10 protein-coding genes and 1 pseudogene are annotated in these 13,819 nt (G+C 58.0%); 2 read left to right on the top strand and 9 right to left on the bottom strand.

The genetic code is table 11. The features are described from left to right. Positions 1-127: 127 nt before the first annotated feature. The 3 genes from ABIE40_RS26790 to ABIE40_RS26780 form a co-directional block, all read right to left on the bottom strand. Positions 128-652, bottom strand: a complete 525-nt coding sequence (locus ABIE40_RS26790) for a DUF992 domain-containing protein (protein ID WP_199629678.1) — start codon at positions 650-652, stop codon at positions 128-130. Positions 653-2,331: 1,679 nt separating this feature from the next. Continuing rightward, complete coding sequence (locus tag ABIE40_RS26785) at positions 2,332-2,535, bottom strand: CsbD family protein (protein ID WP_112716043.1); 204 nt, start codon at positions 2,533-2,535, stop codon at positions 2,332-2,334. Positions 2,536-2,706: 171 nt separating this feature from the next. Next, positions 2,707-3,009, bottom strand: a complete 303-nt coding sequence (locus ABIE40_RS26780) for a hypothetical protein (protein ID WP_112716041.1) — start codon at positions 3,007-3,009, stop codon at positions 2,707-2,709. Between the two features lie 209 nt (positions 3,010-3,218). Between ABIE40_RS26780 and ABIE40_RS26775 the strand changes: the two genes are divergently transcribed. Continuing rightward, positions 3,219-4,343 (top strand): helix-turn-helix domain-containing protein, encoded by a 1,125-nt coding sequence (locus tag ABIE40_RS26775; RefSeq protein WP_112716039.1) that lies wholly within the window; start codon positions 3,219-3,221, stop codon positions 4,341-4,343. A 30-nt stretch (positions 4,344-4,373) separates the two neighbouring features. Here the strand turns inward: ABIE40_RS26775 and ABIE40_RS26770 are convergent, their stop codons facing one another. The 5 genes and pseudogenes from ABIE40_RS26770 to kaiC form a co-directional block, all read right to left on the bottom strand. Next, positions 4,374-7,127: an EAL domain-containing protein gene (locus ABIE40_RS26770; RefSeq protein ID WP_354541168.1), complete on the bottom strand. Its 2,754-nt coding sequence runs from the start codon at positions 7,125-7,127 to the stop codon at positions 4,374-4,376. Then, a complete protein-coding gene (locus ABIE40_RS26765) occupies positions 7,124-8,002 on the bottom strand; it encodes a FecR family protein (RefSeq protein ID WP_199629680.1) in 879 nt (292 codons plus the stop codon). The genes ABIE40_RS26770 and ABIE40_RS26765 overlap by 4 nt, the downstream gene beginning before the upstream one ends. 517 nt (positions 8,003-8,519) lie before the next feature. Next, the gene (locus tag ABIE40_RS26760) at positions 8,520-9,998 is read right to left on the bottom strand and encodes an HWE histidine kinase domain-containing protein (protein WP_112716035.1); all 1,479 of its coding nucleotides are present in this window, start codon (positions 9,996-9,998) and stop codon (positions 8,520-8,522) included. Further along, positions 9,995-10,288 carry a circadian clock KaiB family protein gene (locus ABIE40_RS26755; RefSeq protein ID WP_112716175.1) on the bottom strand — a complete coding sequence of 98 codons (294 nt, stop codon included), beginning with the start codon at positions 10,286-10,288 and terminating at the stop codon, positions 9,995-9,997. Before ABIE40_RS26755 ends, ABIE40_RS26760 begins: the two co-directional genes overlap by 4 nt. A gap of 11 nt (positions 10,289-10,299) precedes the next feature. Next, a pseudogene (kaiC, locus tag ABIE40_RS26750) lies at positions 10,300-11,984 on the bottom strand (circadian clock protein KaiC). Positions 11,985-12,353: 369 nt separating this feature from the next. Between kaiC and ABIE40_RS26745 the strand changes: the two are divergent. Beyond that, positions 12,354-12,815 (top strand): hypothetical protein, encoded by a 462-nt coding sequence (locus ABIE40_RS26745; protein WP_148195167.1) that lies wholly within the window; start codon positions 12,354-12,356, stop codon positions 12,813-12,815. A 299-nt stretch (positions 12,816-13,114) separates the two neighbouring features. On the opposite strand, the gene ABIE40_RS26740 is transcribed toward ABIE40_RS26745, so the two are convergent. Next, positions 13,115-13,594 (bottom strand): MgtC/SapB family protein, encoded by a 480-nt coding sequence (locus ABIE40_RS26740; RefSeq protein WP_199629682.1) that lies wholly within the window; start codon positions 13,592-13,594, stop codon positions 13,115-13,117. Positions 13,595-13,819: the final 225 nt, after the last annotated feature.

Below are 13,819 nucleotides of genomic sequence, written 5' to 3'. Positions count from 1 at the left end.
CGCAGCAAGGTCTCGGTAACCCGGTGCTGACCCGAGCGCGTTCCAGCGTCTTGGATTTAAGGCAGCATAGAATTGAAAGGTAAACTGCGCGCAGGCGGCCGCGCGCAGTACTTCTTTCTCAGGGGCTTCAGCCAGCTTTTTGAAGCTTGAGTTGAGCGATCCCAGCCGCGATATTGAGGCCGACGCCGCCCTCGGCACTGATTGGCTGCAAAGCGAAGTTCTTTGAGCTGCCACCGACCAGGGCGTTAGCGCCGAGACCGAGTCCGACCGACGCTCCGGCTGATGCTCCGACATACCTGCCGGCAAGCGCCCCGTCGCCGACACGCGTGGGCACGGTGTTGACGACCAGCCAGCTCAAATAACGCTTGCCGGTCACGCCCACGTCGACACCCAGCCTTCCAATCGTCCCGACATACCGTTCAATCTTGCCGGATCGCTGTTTGAAGGAGCACTGCAGTTTACGGTTCGAGCCGATGACCATGCCTATGCCTCCAGCCACCTCACACTGGAGCGTGCCGAGGCGTTCCTTCGGCTGATCAGCGACGACCTGTGTGACATGCTTTGAGCCGTGGTGTTGCCGCATTGTGGCAGCATCGGCCGAGCCTGAAAAAGCCATAGCGACCACTGCGGAAGCGAATAGAGCAGATTTCATTGTCATCTCCTTTTAGAAATAGTCCAGCCGCCTAACGCGCGACTTTGGTTTTGGTTCAGCCGGTTGGATGTGGAGAGGGTTCAACGGTGATGGCCTGAACCGGAACCTGCAGCGGTTCGTTTGCCGATGTGGCCGCGTGCGGCGGTGCGCGATTGATTTGCGCTCAATCGCACGAGGTTGCGCATCATCATGCGCGCATGAACGGATCGGCGTGCCACCCTTCACGGGCGCGACGGCTATGCGAGCACAGGAACTGCCGCGGCAATGGATGGCGACAACGGCAGGATCGAATAAAAGCGTGCCGATCTCCATGTCTCGCTTGGGTCAGGGATTACGTGATTGGCTGTAGACAGACGCCGCTCTGCCATCTGGCCGGATCATGGACCCGTCTAAGCCCGGCTATCGCGAGTAAGGAGGGCTGGACGACTGGTCTTATCGCTCTTCCAACGAAAAGCAGCCTGGACCGTGGTGCGGCCGGGCTGCTAAGTGAGACGCTGCGCCAGAACAAGCGCAGATGAAGATTACTTCACGCCGAGCTTCTTACGCAGGTCTACATTTTCAGCCCGGAGCTTGTCGCCAAGTTGCTTGCGCAGCACCTGGTTCTCTTCTTCGAGTTTGAGCAAATCGGACATCTCATCCGCAGAGGCGACAGGGCGGGCGGTCGCAGAGATCGTGCGCTTTCGTCCACCAATCTCGGGTCGCTTCAGACTTGGGCTTACCCTTACGGCCGGCCGGCGCTGCCAAAGCTAAAGGATTACCCTCTGCAGCTTTGGCGGCTGATCTCTTTTTGCCGCGGCTGGTCGCGGCACTGCTGGTCTTCTCAGCTGGTGAGGACGTTGAAACCACCGCCGGCTTGCGAGGCGTGCGTTTCTTTTTTTGGGGAGTTGTTACGACTTCGGCAGTGGCCGGGTCTGAAGCTGGGGCTGGATTTGTATCGTTAGCCATGGGTTTCTCCGTTTCAGGGCGAATTTGTTGTAGGATGTCCAATGGCAACGGTCGACAGGACTACCAGGACGCTCGGAAGTGTAGTTCGGGAAACTTGTCCGAGAACGACGTGTTTAGCGGAGCCACCCAAAATTGATTTCGGACTTCGCTTCGATCGTCTCGCTGGCATTCCCGCCGTTTAAGTAGCAGGAGATTGGGACAAAGAAGCTGACGCTCGTCGTGCGCCACGGGCTGCTAGGCGCGCCCCTGCATCGCCTGCTTCATCATTAGTGTGTACTCATCCATGTGGGAGGTCTCATGCGCGTCTGGCCGGGTTAGCATTTGCGCATGTTTCGGATCGCCGCCCTCGGTATATTGGCGTTTCGGCTTGCTCGCGCTGGTCGAACCGGCGTCCCCGCAAGTTAAATTCTCGCGTGCCATCATCAAACTCCGTGCGTTTCAACCGAATTGATCACGAAACGGTGTAGCAACAAACTCGTTCCACGGACGCGATCGACGAATGCGTCAAGGGCGCTAATCGAATTCGTCATCGCAGCGAACGGTTCGGCTGTGACGGCTAAAGCCACGGCGGTCGACGGCGTTGACGACGAAGTTAAATGATCACTTGCACACGTCGAAGCAGGAAAAGCAGCAACATCAGCTGGCAACGAGCATGATTATCGATACAGCTGGCTCCAATCGTCTAAACAAAAGTCGCCGGCACAAGGGCCGGCGACTAGAAAGTCCTGGAGCTTTTACCAGGTCTGACGGCCATACCAGGCGTCAACGTCCTTGTTGGCACGATCCTTCTCGTAACCATAGCGTTCCTGGATCTTACCTTCGAGCTGGTCGCGCTTTCCATCGATTACGTCAAGATCATCGTCAGTAAGTTTTCCCCACTGTTCCTTGACCTTGCCCTTCATCTGCTTCCAATTGCCTTCGACGCGGTTCCAATCCATCGGTGTTTTCTCCTTCTATGTTAGGACGAAACGCGATGGACGCGCGCTCGTTCCAGCCGCTGATGTTGATTTTCGAAATTGACCATGGCACTGGCAGTGTCGGGAACGGCCAAACTTCCGGTTGCATGCCCTGGGCCCCTCGACCATGGCTCAGCCGGTCCCCACAATCTTCTAGCCCCTGCGGCTCACAAGCCTGGCCAGCATGGCGGTTATGATAACGCTCGCTGCAACCCACGCCAGGGAACGGCCATTTTCCCGTTCGTCCACCGCATTTCTTCGCAGATGTCCAAAGGATAGTTGCTCGCGGAGATCTGCGACTTCCTTACGAAGCCATGCGAGCTCTTTACGGGCGGCGCGAAAAACCTCGTCGTCGTCGTCTTCCAAGACGCTCGCACCACCATCATCCTCCAGTTCCTCGAGATATTGTTCCAGTTCCGCACGAGACGAGAACCCCTTGGCTCTAATGTCGGTCATGATCGTTTCCCTGTCGCAAGGTTTGAGGGTTTGCAGGGTTAAACGCTGATTGCTTGAAAAAGATGCACCACCTCAGGGCTGCAGAACTGGCAGGGCTGCCAACACGCAACGCCGCTTGGAGAGCCCCACAACCGAAGATATGTCCAGACCATCCTTGCCTGCCATGATTCCTGCCCCATCTAGGAGTCTCGAACAGTAGGAGCCGGGTCATGACTTGCCGCGAAGCGCTGACCGGGAAGCGTATTCTCCTGGTTGAAGACGATTATTACATGGTGAGCGAGCTGGCGCAGCGTCTCGCTGCGATGGATGTCATCGTCGCTGCGAAATGCCCAGGTGTTGCAGAGGCTCTGGGGGCGATCGCGGCGGCAACTGACCTCGATGCCGCTATATTGGACATCAATCTGTCGGGCGAGATGGTCTTCCCCGTAGCAGACAGGCTGGAGCGGCTCGGCATCCCGTTCATTTTCGCCACCGGCTACGACCCAGATGTCTTACCCGACCGCCACGCTGACAAAATTGTGTTGCGCAAACCCGTCGAGGTCGAGAGTTTGGCGCTTGTCTTGTCGGACGTTGCGCGTCCAAGAACCGTCTCGATCGAGGAGGCACTACAAAACGATCTTCTCGCCCTTCTTCCAGCACGCACTCTGAAGGAACTTTTGCCGCTTCTGAGCAGGATGAACGTGCCAAGGGGGGCTGTTCTTGAGGTTGCCCATCAGACGATCAGCCGGGTCTACTTCCCGCTCGATTGTGTCGGTTCACTCATCGCCGTCGGGAGCGGTGGCGCCAGGATTGAAACAGGGCTCATCGGCAGGGAGGGGATGACAGGCTTCGGGATCGCGCTCGGCGATGAGCGCACGCCGCACGAACTTGTCAATCAGATTGAAGGCTTTGCTCTCGCCATAGCCGCCGACGATTTCAAGCTCGTGCTGAAGGACGCTCCCGAACTCGATCTTCTTGCAGGTCGGTTTGCACGATGCCTTGGCATACAAGTGAGCCATACCGCTCTCGCCAACGGCAGGTTCGACATCCGCACGCGGCTTGCCCGATGGCTGCTGATGGTGGACGACCGTACGTCCAAGAGCGGCTTTGACCTCACTCACGAATATCTCTCCATCATGCTTGGCGCCAGAAGGCCATCAGTGACGGAAGCAATTCACGTATTAGAAGGAGAAAGGCTCATACGATCCACTCGAAGTCACCTCGAAATCCGCGATCGACCAAAATTGCTTCAGTTCGCAGGCGAGTCCTATGGCACTCCGGAAGCGGAGTATCGCCGCCTCATGTCATTGCCGATCGTCGCAAAACCGCTGGCCCGACTCGCAGCTGTCGGTTGACGAACCTCGTTCGATGATGACTATCCAAGGTTAAGCTGATCTGCGCTCAGGCCCGAAGCCAAAAGCTGCGAGCATCTCATCAGGTGGCTGGGGCCTGCCAAAGAGATAGCCTTGACCGGTTGCGCAATGGAGCTCGCGAAGAAGCGCTTGTTCAGCCGTGCCCTCGACGCCTTCAGCGACGATCTCCAGCCCCAACCCATGGGCAAGGGAGACGATTGCCTTGACGATCTCGAAGACCCCGTGGTCCGCAGTCATCCTGCGAACAAATGACTGATCGATCTTAAGTTTGTCGAGCGGCAAATCAGCGAGATAGCTCATAGAGGAATAACCCGTTCCAAAATCGTCGAGTGCAATGGAAACACCGATCGCGCGAACCGCAGCCATTTTTGCCTGCGATCGGCCGCCATTGTCGAGGAACGCAGATTCGGTCAGCTCGACACAGAGTCGTGACGCCGGCAACCCACTCCTGGACAAAGCAAGGCAAATTTCCCCTTCCACATCGGCGCGTTCGAACTGAATTGGCGAGATGTTGACCGATACAGCACCCGTTGGCCAATGCATGGCGTCCGCACAGGCCTGCATCAGCACCCAGCGGCCGATATCGCAAATTATCCCGGAAGACTCTGCAATTGGGATGAACTCCGTCGGTGGGACGATGCCGAGTTCGGGGTGGCGCCAGCGCAAAAGTGCTTCCGCGCCGACGAAATGTCCCATCGCCAGGTCCACCTGAGGCTGGTAGAGCAGAAAGAACTGCCCTTCGCGCAGCGCACCCCTCATGTCGGCTTCGAGACGTCTGGAGCGGGCTTGTTGGAGCGCGACGGCCGGATCATAGATCGACCAGCGCCCTGACGTTTCCTTAGCGATGTCAAGCGCGGATTCGGCTGCGCGCAGAGAACTCGCCGAATCGACAAGCTCGGTGCGTGCTACGCCGAGCCGGACGACAACGGTGGCGGACATCTCGTCGAAGACGACAGGCTCCTCGAAAAGAGCCAGCAAAAGATCGGCTTGAGACGCCGGGTCGGCATCATCCCCGGCTCTCAGGATCGCGAACAGGTCGCCATCGATTCGCGCCAGCAGATCGCCTGGGAAGCTGGCGGCGAGCCGGGAAGCTACGGCCTTCAAGAGCTTGTCACCGACATCGCGGCCCAAAGTCGCGCACACGTCCGAGAAGCGTTCGATATCGAGAACCGCCACTACGCCGCCGCGTCCTTCAAGGCGTGCGAGGAACTCGCGGCGATTCAAAAGCCCGGTTAGCTCGTCCTTCTCGGCCATCGACTTGAGCTTCGCCTCGTATGCCTTGCGGGCGGTGACATCGCGGATAATGACGCACCCGCCGAACGAGGGTGCCGCTCGAAATCCCTTCTCCTCGACCGGAGAAAGGGTGATCGCCGCTTCATAGTTTGTTTCGCTTTCACCCCTGCGTCTGACAAACTCTACGATCGTGCTTTGGATCCTGCCGGGATCGGCCTCGTATAAAACAGCAAGATCACGGATCGCCGCCGTCACCGACTGCTCTGCGCTGCTCAGCAGGTTTGCGCCGGCCCCGACTCTCAGGATCGATTTGGCAGATTCACTGATTTCTGCGATTTTCATGTCGCCAGCGAAGGCAACAATTCCATCGGAGCTGTCGGCAATGATACGCCGCATGAGGCGGCGGGCGTTGCGGGCGTCGATGTTTGCAAGCGTCGCCATCATCTGACCGAGATCTACCCGTTCGTTCAACGCGAGACCGCTTGCGAGCGCGAGCAGAAGCCAGGAGACAGTCGTCCCTGTCACGATGGCATAATCTTTCTGGAGAGCGTAGGCCGTCAATTCGCAGACGGCGCCTAATATCAAGGCGAGCGCCGAAAGCTTGGCCAATCCAACGGAACGCGACGACAGAACGGCAACGATCAGCGCGGCAGCGAGGAGAAGCTCCAATGGCCCTTGATCGACTTCGGTCAGGAGGCGGGCCTGGATCAGCGTCTCGGCTGCGAGAACATGAATAAGAGGTCCCGGCAATACTCCATGCACCGGGACCGGAAAGATATCCTTCAGTTCGGTCGCAGAGGCGCCGACGACAATGGAACGTCCAGCAAGCTGACCGGCTGCTACCTTGCCGGTAAGAACATCCGCCAGTGAGTAAGTGGGCACGCTGCCGGGCTCAATCGAAAAGTCGATCAGCCGATGCCCTGAGGTCTCCGGGCTTGCGCCGAGAGCCGAAGCTGCAGATGGCGTTGAAATGCCCTCGAAGGCGCTGCCTAAATCGAAATTGCGCACCGCGCCGTCGGCGTCTGTGGAGACGTTCGCAAATACCGGCCAGGCGTTGGACAGGAGCCGGGGGATGGGCCTGGTGACCACCGTCTCTCCCGAGGCCGCGGTGATCTGCTGGCGGAAGATCGGTAGAAGAACGCCTCCACCGGCGCGCTCCAGTGCCAATGCGATCGCGTTATCGTCATCGGCATCGGAGGGGGTGGAGAAATCGATATCGAGGAAGATGTCTGCTGCATTTGCAGCAATCAACTTGTCCAGAAGCGTGGCATAGATGCTGCGAGGCCAAGGCCAGACGCCGACCTCGTCAAGCGTTCGCTTGTCGATGGCAATGAATACAATCTTGCCGGAGGCTTCCCTTGGCGCCCATTGAAACCGCTTGTCGATCAGCCTTTGGTTGAGCGCCGTTAGCGCGGTCAGGCTGGGGGCGACGACCGGAAGTGCAAGCATGACGGTGATAAGCGCGGCGCGAAGCGCGATCGGGCCAGTGACTGCGTCATAGATCCGCCTAAGCGTCGCGCCGTAGCTTTTCACTTGTTGTTGCCTTTGCCGCTATTGCTGCCGTTTCCGTTATTGCCCTTGCCGCTGCTGTTGCCATTGCCTCCACCATTACCGTTGCTTTCATGGCCAGAGCTGCTGTCTTTACCGCCTCCGCTATTGGTCGAGGCATTGTTTCCCTTGCCGGACTTGCCCCCGCTGTCGTTGGCAGTGTTCTCGCTCGTATCCTGCGATCCCTTGCCCGATTTCTCTTTGTCTTCTGCTGAACCTTCGGTCTGGCCGGCGAAGGTGGTCGTTCCCACCGCAGGCACGACCGCGACGGACGGTGTAACGGCTATTATCGATGGGCGCGAGGCAGCACCATCGACTTTCATCCCCGTCTTTCGGTCGACAATGGCGCTCCGGCGCGGCCCGACATTGGCTTGCTGGCCGCTCGCGAAGGCGGTCACCTGCACGAGGCCTCGATCAACGGACACAGACGCTTTGGACCTTCCAACGCTCACATGGAAGATTGTGCTTTTTACAACAGCCGCTAGATAGGGCGTCTGCGCCGTCGTATGGGGCAGGCTTCGCCTTTCGATCTCCAGATCAAGGGCGCCCACCTGCTGAACGATTTCCGTTTTGCGCGGTGCAAAAAAACCGGCTGGCTTGGTGGTGATTGCGGCCATCGTGTTAGGCTGAAAGGCGATGCTTTCCACGCCCCTTACCAGTCGCGCCTTTCCGCGAGGCCCCGTCGAGATCCAGGCGTGATTGGGAAGAATGTCGCCCGACTTTAAGTCCTTCCACGACATTTGATCCGTCGTATAGCGTACCTGGCTCGTTGCCTTGTCGACTTTCCAGTCATCGCTGCCAGCGATCGCCGAGACCGGCAAGAGGAAAAGCAGGACGACAAAACGAAGAACAACGCGCATTTCCACCCCCGTGTTATCGGAGCATTTAGGCATGGCATCTTTAAGAATCGTTTTAAGTTCGCGCCGAAGCTGACCGCAAACATGCGGTATGTACGGTATCGTACGGAGCCCTCAAAGATTCGTGATCGTGCTCGAGAGCGATCGACCGACTGCCTGTACACCTGAAAGAGACCTTCGTGCGCCGATCCATGCATCCGTCACGCTGCCCGTTAGCCAAGGCGCTAGACGAAATCCTTCGTCAAGTCGCGGTAATACCAGCTGTGCAAAGCGAGCCTTGGCGGAAGCGTTCAAAGGCAGGCACCGTCGGGATGTTGCATCGCATGTCCATATTTCCAAAGATCGGTTTTAACATATGCTTCGGCGCTCATGCTGCAAGGTCCTTGCAGGACGGGCTTGGCTCGAAGCAAAAGGTGCCTGGCGCACCGCATGCGATGATGATTATGCGCTTGGATACTCTCGCCGCCGTCTTTAAGCGCCGACAGCGTGGAAACATGCCTGGGTGTCGGGTGGCATGTGGCTAAGCTTGCACCACGTCCTCAACTGGAATCCTGATCGTACAGCGCACGCCGTCGGTCTCAAAATCGAGCGATGCTCCGCCATTGGCCGAGTATTGAAGGCTGCGTGTAATCACGGTGTTTCCAAAACCGCGTCGGGTTGGCATCGAGACCTTAGGCCCACCAATTTCCTTCCACGAAACCTCAAAATACGTGTCACGGGCGGCCACGGATACGGCGATCTTGCCGGTTTCGATTGCCAGGGCGCCATATTTTACCGCGTTGGTCGCGAGCTCATGCACGACAAGCCCAAACGCAATGGCGGCACGCGGCAGAATTTCGATGTCGTCGCCGATCATCTCAAGTCGCGAGCCGAGCTCGTTAACGTAAGGTGCCAGCTCGGTGGAAAGGATATCGCGAAGAAAGATCGAGGCCCAGGAGCGGTCAGCCAGAACGTTGTGGGTTGCAGCCAGTGCGTGGATCCGGCCAGAAAATGCCTTGCGAAAACCATCGATCGTCTCCTCGGTCGAGGCTGTCCGGTTAGAAATGGATACGACCAGTGCCAGCGTGTTTTTAACGCGGTGATCGAGCTCGCCCATAAGCAGCAGCTGCTGCTTCTCAGCTGCCTTGCGGCGCGACAGATCGACGAGTGTGACGACCGTCCCAATGCTTCCCTCGCCGACCATCAGCGCGGACGCACTGACGAGAACGTCCTTTGCGCCACGGCTGCGCGGTGCTATTGCCTCGATGCCCTGAATTGGTTGGCCACTGGCGACGACGTCAAGAAAATCGCCGCCCTGCATCAAGCCGGTCGCTCCTCTAAAATCGAGTGCGAATGCCTCGTCGAACGTAGAGCCGATCGGATCGGCACCGGCAAGCGACGATGCGGAGGCGTTGGCGTGGGTGACGACACCGTTGAGGTCGCAAACCACGACGGCCTCGACGGCCGAAGCAAGGATCGCAAGAGCTGTCCGCTCAGCCTGGGCACGCTTTTCGGCGTTGATGCGCGCGGTAACATCGGTGAAGGTGACGGCAACACCGGAATTTGTGCCAAGCGTCATTTCGCCGGCTGCTATCAGCAGGTGTTTTGCGCCATCGCCGCTGCCAAGCGTGACCTCGACGGCCGACGTCGCGGGATGCGCTGCTGAAATCAAGTCTCTCAGCGCCTTTGCGCCGTTCGCTCCAAGCGCTGTGAACAACACCGGCCCGTCCAGGGCGTCGCGAGCAACATCGACAAGGTCCGTCAGGGCTCTATTGGCGTAAAGCAGATTGCCGAACCTGTCGAAAGCCGCAGCGCCGAGGTTCATCGCCTCCATGAAAGAGCGATAGGACTCCACGCCTCCTTCGAGGGTGAAGACTTCCTCGCCATTCGCTTCATTGCGGACGACCAGCGCGTCGATTTCCCCCTCGCGTATAGCGCGGATGACCTCTTCCGCCTCCTCGAGGCGCCGGCGAAGGTCGGCATTCAGGCTTTCAGCCTTTGAGACCGTAGTAGACGTCATTCGCCTTCCACCTGAAGGCTGACCAGGACCTTCTCCGCGTTCGAAAGGTCGCCGATGATCTTGCGGATAGGAACTGGTAGTTCGCGCACCAGCGTCGGAATGGCAACGATCCCATGCTCACGGGCAAGCTGCGGCGACTTTCGCAGATCAACGACTTCGATCACATACTTGCCCGGAAGGCTCTCGGCGCAGATTCGTTCGAGGTTCTGGAGCGCAGCCAGCGACTTCGGGGTCTGGCCCGCAACATAAAGCGTGAGTTTCTTCGGCGTTCCGGTAGGTTGGTCTTCCATATCTTCCATCGTCATTCCGCCACGCGGCGGCTTTTCTCCATATCAGACCTATCCGAAGCAGCTTGGTCGAGATAGACCCGCTCGGCCTCAGCGTCGAAATTCAATTCGGCCTCGTCGGCGTCAAGTTCTGCCTGCAGAGCCTCAATCTGGGCAAGCGTCCTGCGGCGTTTCTGCTTCAGCCGATCGGCCCGACGGATAACGTCCGCCCGACGCTCAAGCTCCGCCTTCCGAAGCCGTGCCTCTTCTGCATGCCTCTGGGATCCCGTCAACGCCCTTCCATCGCCGATATATGGCGCCACAAGCTGGATTCCATTGTCTGACATGACAAATTCACGGACCTGATTAGAATGGGCCGTCCCGCGGGCCTTGAGCAGATAGAGCTCGCGGTTGAATTCACCGCCGACCTCGCGATTGAGCAACAATATCCAAGCGTCCATCAGCGACGATAGGCCGGCGTCCGTCTCCGTGACCCCTTCCTGGGAATGCATGAGGTGCGTGAAGACAGCGGTCGTACCGCGCGACTTGAGGAAATCGACCATGCGCAACAGCATCGATTGGACCTCAAGCGGATCTCCGCTTCCAACAAAGGCGGAAATCGGATCGAGGACAACAAGAGAGGGATCGAACTTGTTGATCTCGCGCAGCATGATGGCAAGGTGCATTTCGAGACTGTAAAAGGTTGGCCGCACAGCGATATAGTGCATTCTTCCAGCGTCAATCCATTTCGCGAGATCGGTGCCGATCGAGCGCATGTTACGGACGGTCTGGTAGACGGACTCCTCGAACGAAAAATAGAGGGCTTTCTCGCCGGCCACACAGGCGGCGTTACAAAACGCGGCCGACAATGAGCTCTTGCCCGAGCCTGCAACACCGCTAATGAGAATGCTTGTTGCCCGGTGAAACCCTCCTCCCGACAGCATTGCGTCGAGATCTAGTACGCCTGATGATATACGATCGTTCGATACCTTGTGGTTCAGGCCCAGTGTGCTAACCGGCAGGACACTGAAACCGTCTTCATCAATCAGGAAAGGGATTTCGTTGGTTCCGTGGGCGGTACCACGATATTTGACGATCCGAAGGCGGCGGGTGGAAATTTGGTTATGAACGCGATGGTCTAGCAGGATGACGCAATCCGAAACATACTCCTCAAGGCCCTGCCTAGTGAGTGACCCGTCGCCACGCTCCCCCGTTATGATCGTCGTCAGGCCCTTGTCCTTCAACCAGTCAAAGAGCCGGCGGATTCCGCGCGCAAAATGGCGGGGTTGGTGAATGCAGAAAAAAGGCTCTCGATCGTGTCGAGCACGATGCGTTTTGCACCGACCTGGTCTATCGCTAGTTCCAAGCGCAGGAAGAGACCTTCAAGATCGTAGTCGCCGATTTCCTCAAGTTCGGATGGATCGACGACGATATGCTCGATGTAGAGCTTGTCGGCGTCGATCAAGCTCTGCACATCGAAGCCGAGCGACGCGACATTGTTAACGATATCAACCGGCCGTTCCTCGAAGGTGACGAAGACGCCAGGCTCGTCATAGTCGCGAGCTCCGTTGAGGAGAAAGGTTGAGGCAAACAAGGTTTTGCCACAGCCGGCTGTGCCGCACACGAGCGTAGGTCGCCCCGTCGGAAGGCCGCCGAGCGTCAGATCATCGAAGCCGGCGATGCCCGTAAAAGACTTTTTGATCCCGGCGATATCAGCCATGTATGCGACGTCCTGTGATGTTCTTCTGAAGCTGTCGTATCTGAATGGTTTTCGGTTAGCAAATCGTCACCCGCGCTCTTCCTGCCCCCACCATCAAACTGCCCGTATCCCCCCGCGTCAATCAATCAGAAAAACCTCTCTAATTGAATAGTATAATCCATTATCGGTCTATTTTAGAACAATTGCGGCCGCGGCTGAATCGCGCGCTTCAAACGAGTGGCTGCTGATTCTTGGGAGACTGTGTGTAGGGTGAACCCGGCACCGGCCCGCGATCGCTTCAATCGCAAAGCTGCCCGGTCCGGTTAGCGTTTAGGTGCACTGCGCCGGTATCAAAGTGGCGGACTGCCTGATCGCTTCAGAGACGTTTCTGTGATCCTGACGATTTTCTGCCAAAATCAGGAACAAGCCCGATCGACGGTGGTTGAGTCCATGTCCTTCACAAAGCTCAAGGAGAAAATCATGCTTATGAAGATCATCACCGCATCAGTCTTGTCGCTCGGCCTTGCAACATCCGCAATGGCTCAGGCTTCAGGTGGCGCCGGCTCCGCTACTGGCGGCACCTCGAGTAGCGGTTCCATTGGCTCTGGCGCGAATAGCGGCACGGGCACCAATGGCTCCAGCAACAATGGGACCGTCAACCCCGGTGCCAATGGCTCCAACGGGAACGCCCTCGACCCCAATGCCACCAATTCCACGACAAATTCAGGCGCATCGACGAATTCGGGGACGAATAACGGTTCGTCCGACAGCGACAATTGCGCTCACACGACAACAACGCCAAACCACGATCCGTCGACGATGACGCCGCAGGAGCAGGCAAACTGCAAGTAACTAAAAGCCCCGCTTCGGCGGGGCGCTTTCATCTTCCGATCGGCGGAAACTTTGAGGTCGAAATCTTCGTCTCATCCGCTGCATCGAGCTTCACGACAAAGGCGCCGATGTCATCAGCCCAACCGGACGATAAACAGGGTCGGCATCGCTAGGAATCTCGCCGCCCAAGGGTTGCTCTTGTGGTCAGCGAACTGAATGAACCACCAATTTAATCTCTGATGCGTCCGGTATTCGCGCTGCCCCTGTTTTATTGACGGTACTCGAAGCGCGTTGCGCTTTAGTCGCGACTTGCGAACATTCTATCCGTCCTGCTGGTCCTTCGGTATTTTGACTGCGTCCCTGTCGTCCACCTTGAAGCTCGTCATGAAGCGCAATGTCGCGAAGGTCGCAATCGAGAGGACGACCGCAGTCTCATAGGCGCCCAGCCCAACTGCCGCGCCGATGGCACCCGTTGCCCACAGGCTGGCGGCTGTTGCAGTTCCCCTAATGCTGGCCTTGCCCACCAGAATTGCACCTCCGCCAATGAAACCCACGCCATTGATAATGCCCTCGACAATCCGCGCTGTTGCCTCCGCATTTTCGCGGGTGACCGTCTCAGCGGCCTGGATGAAGCCACAGGCCGCAAGTGCAACGAGAGGAAAGGTCCTAAGCCCGGCGCTTCGCTCGTTGCGTTCCCGATCCCATGCGATCGGAAGAGCTAGGGCGTATGCGACCACGAGGACACCGAGATTACGCAGAAGATCGATATGGACGCCAACACTGCCAAGCCAACTTTCCATCACTCACTCCCGTGCCTCACGCCGAAGATGGGAGCGTGGGGGCTTCCGACAAGAGGTGCCGTGACCTCGATGCCGCCCACGAACTAACGATATTCGCATCAGCTTTGCCGACGGCATGGTGATCGAGCAGTGGATCTGCACCCTCGAAACGAACCGGACCAGAGGCGACAAGGTCTGAGGCTGCGCCGAAGGACGTGAGTGGCGCGTTCCGGAAGTCCTGAGCTC

Source organism: Rhizobium sp. OAE497 (genome assembly GCF_040546565.1).
Taxonomy (GTDB): Bacteria; Pseudomonadota; Alphaproteobacteria; order Rhizobiales; family Rhizobiaceae; genus Rhizobium.
Note: the sequence above shows the minus strand (reverse complement) of the source record. Positions and strands in the feature narration are given on the sequence as shown.

Bases quoted from the DNA above. Each gene is read 5' to 3' on its own strand.
- ABIE40_RS26790 (WP_199629678.1), bottom strand. From the start codon at position 652: ATGAAATCTGCTCTATTCGCTTCCGCAGTGGTCGCTATGGCTTTTTCA.
- ABIE40_RS26785 (WP_112716043.1), bottom strand. From the start codon at position 2,535: ATGGATTGGAACCGCGTCGAAGGCAATTGGAAGCAGATGAAGGGCAAG.
- ABIE40_RS26780 (WP_112716041.1), bottom strand. From the start codon at position 3,009: ATGACCGACATTAGAGCCAAGGGGTTCTCGTCTCGTGCGGAACTGGAA.
- ABIE40_RS26775 (WP_112716039.1), top strand. From the start codon at position 3,219: ATGACTTGCCGCGAAGCGCTGACCGGGAAGCGTATTCTCCTGGTTGAA.
- ABIE40_RS26765 (WP_199629680.1), bottom strand. From the start codon at position 8,002: ATGCGCGTTGTTCTTCGTTTTGTCGTCCTGCTTTTCCTCTTGCCGGTC.
- ABIE40_RS26760 (WP_112716035.1), bottom strand. From the start codon at position 9,998: ATGACGTCTACTACGGTCTCAAAGGCTGAAAGCCTGAATGCCGACCTT.
- ABIE40_RS26755 (WP_112716175.1), bottom strand. From the start codon at position 10,288: ATGGAAGACCAACCTACCGGAACGCCGAAGAAACTCACGCTTTATGTT.
- ABIE40_RS26740 (WP_199629682.1), bottom strand. From the start codon at position 13,594: ATGGAAAGTTGGCTTGGCAGTGTTGGCGTCCATATCGATCTTCTGCGT.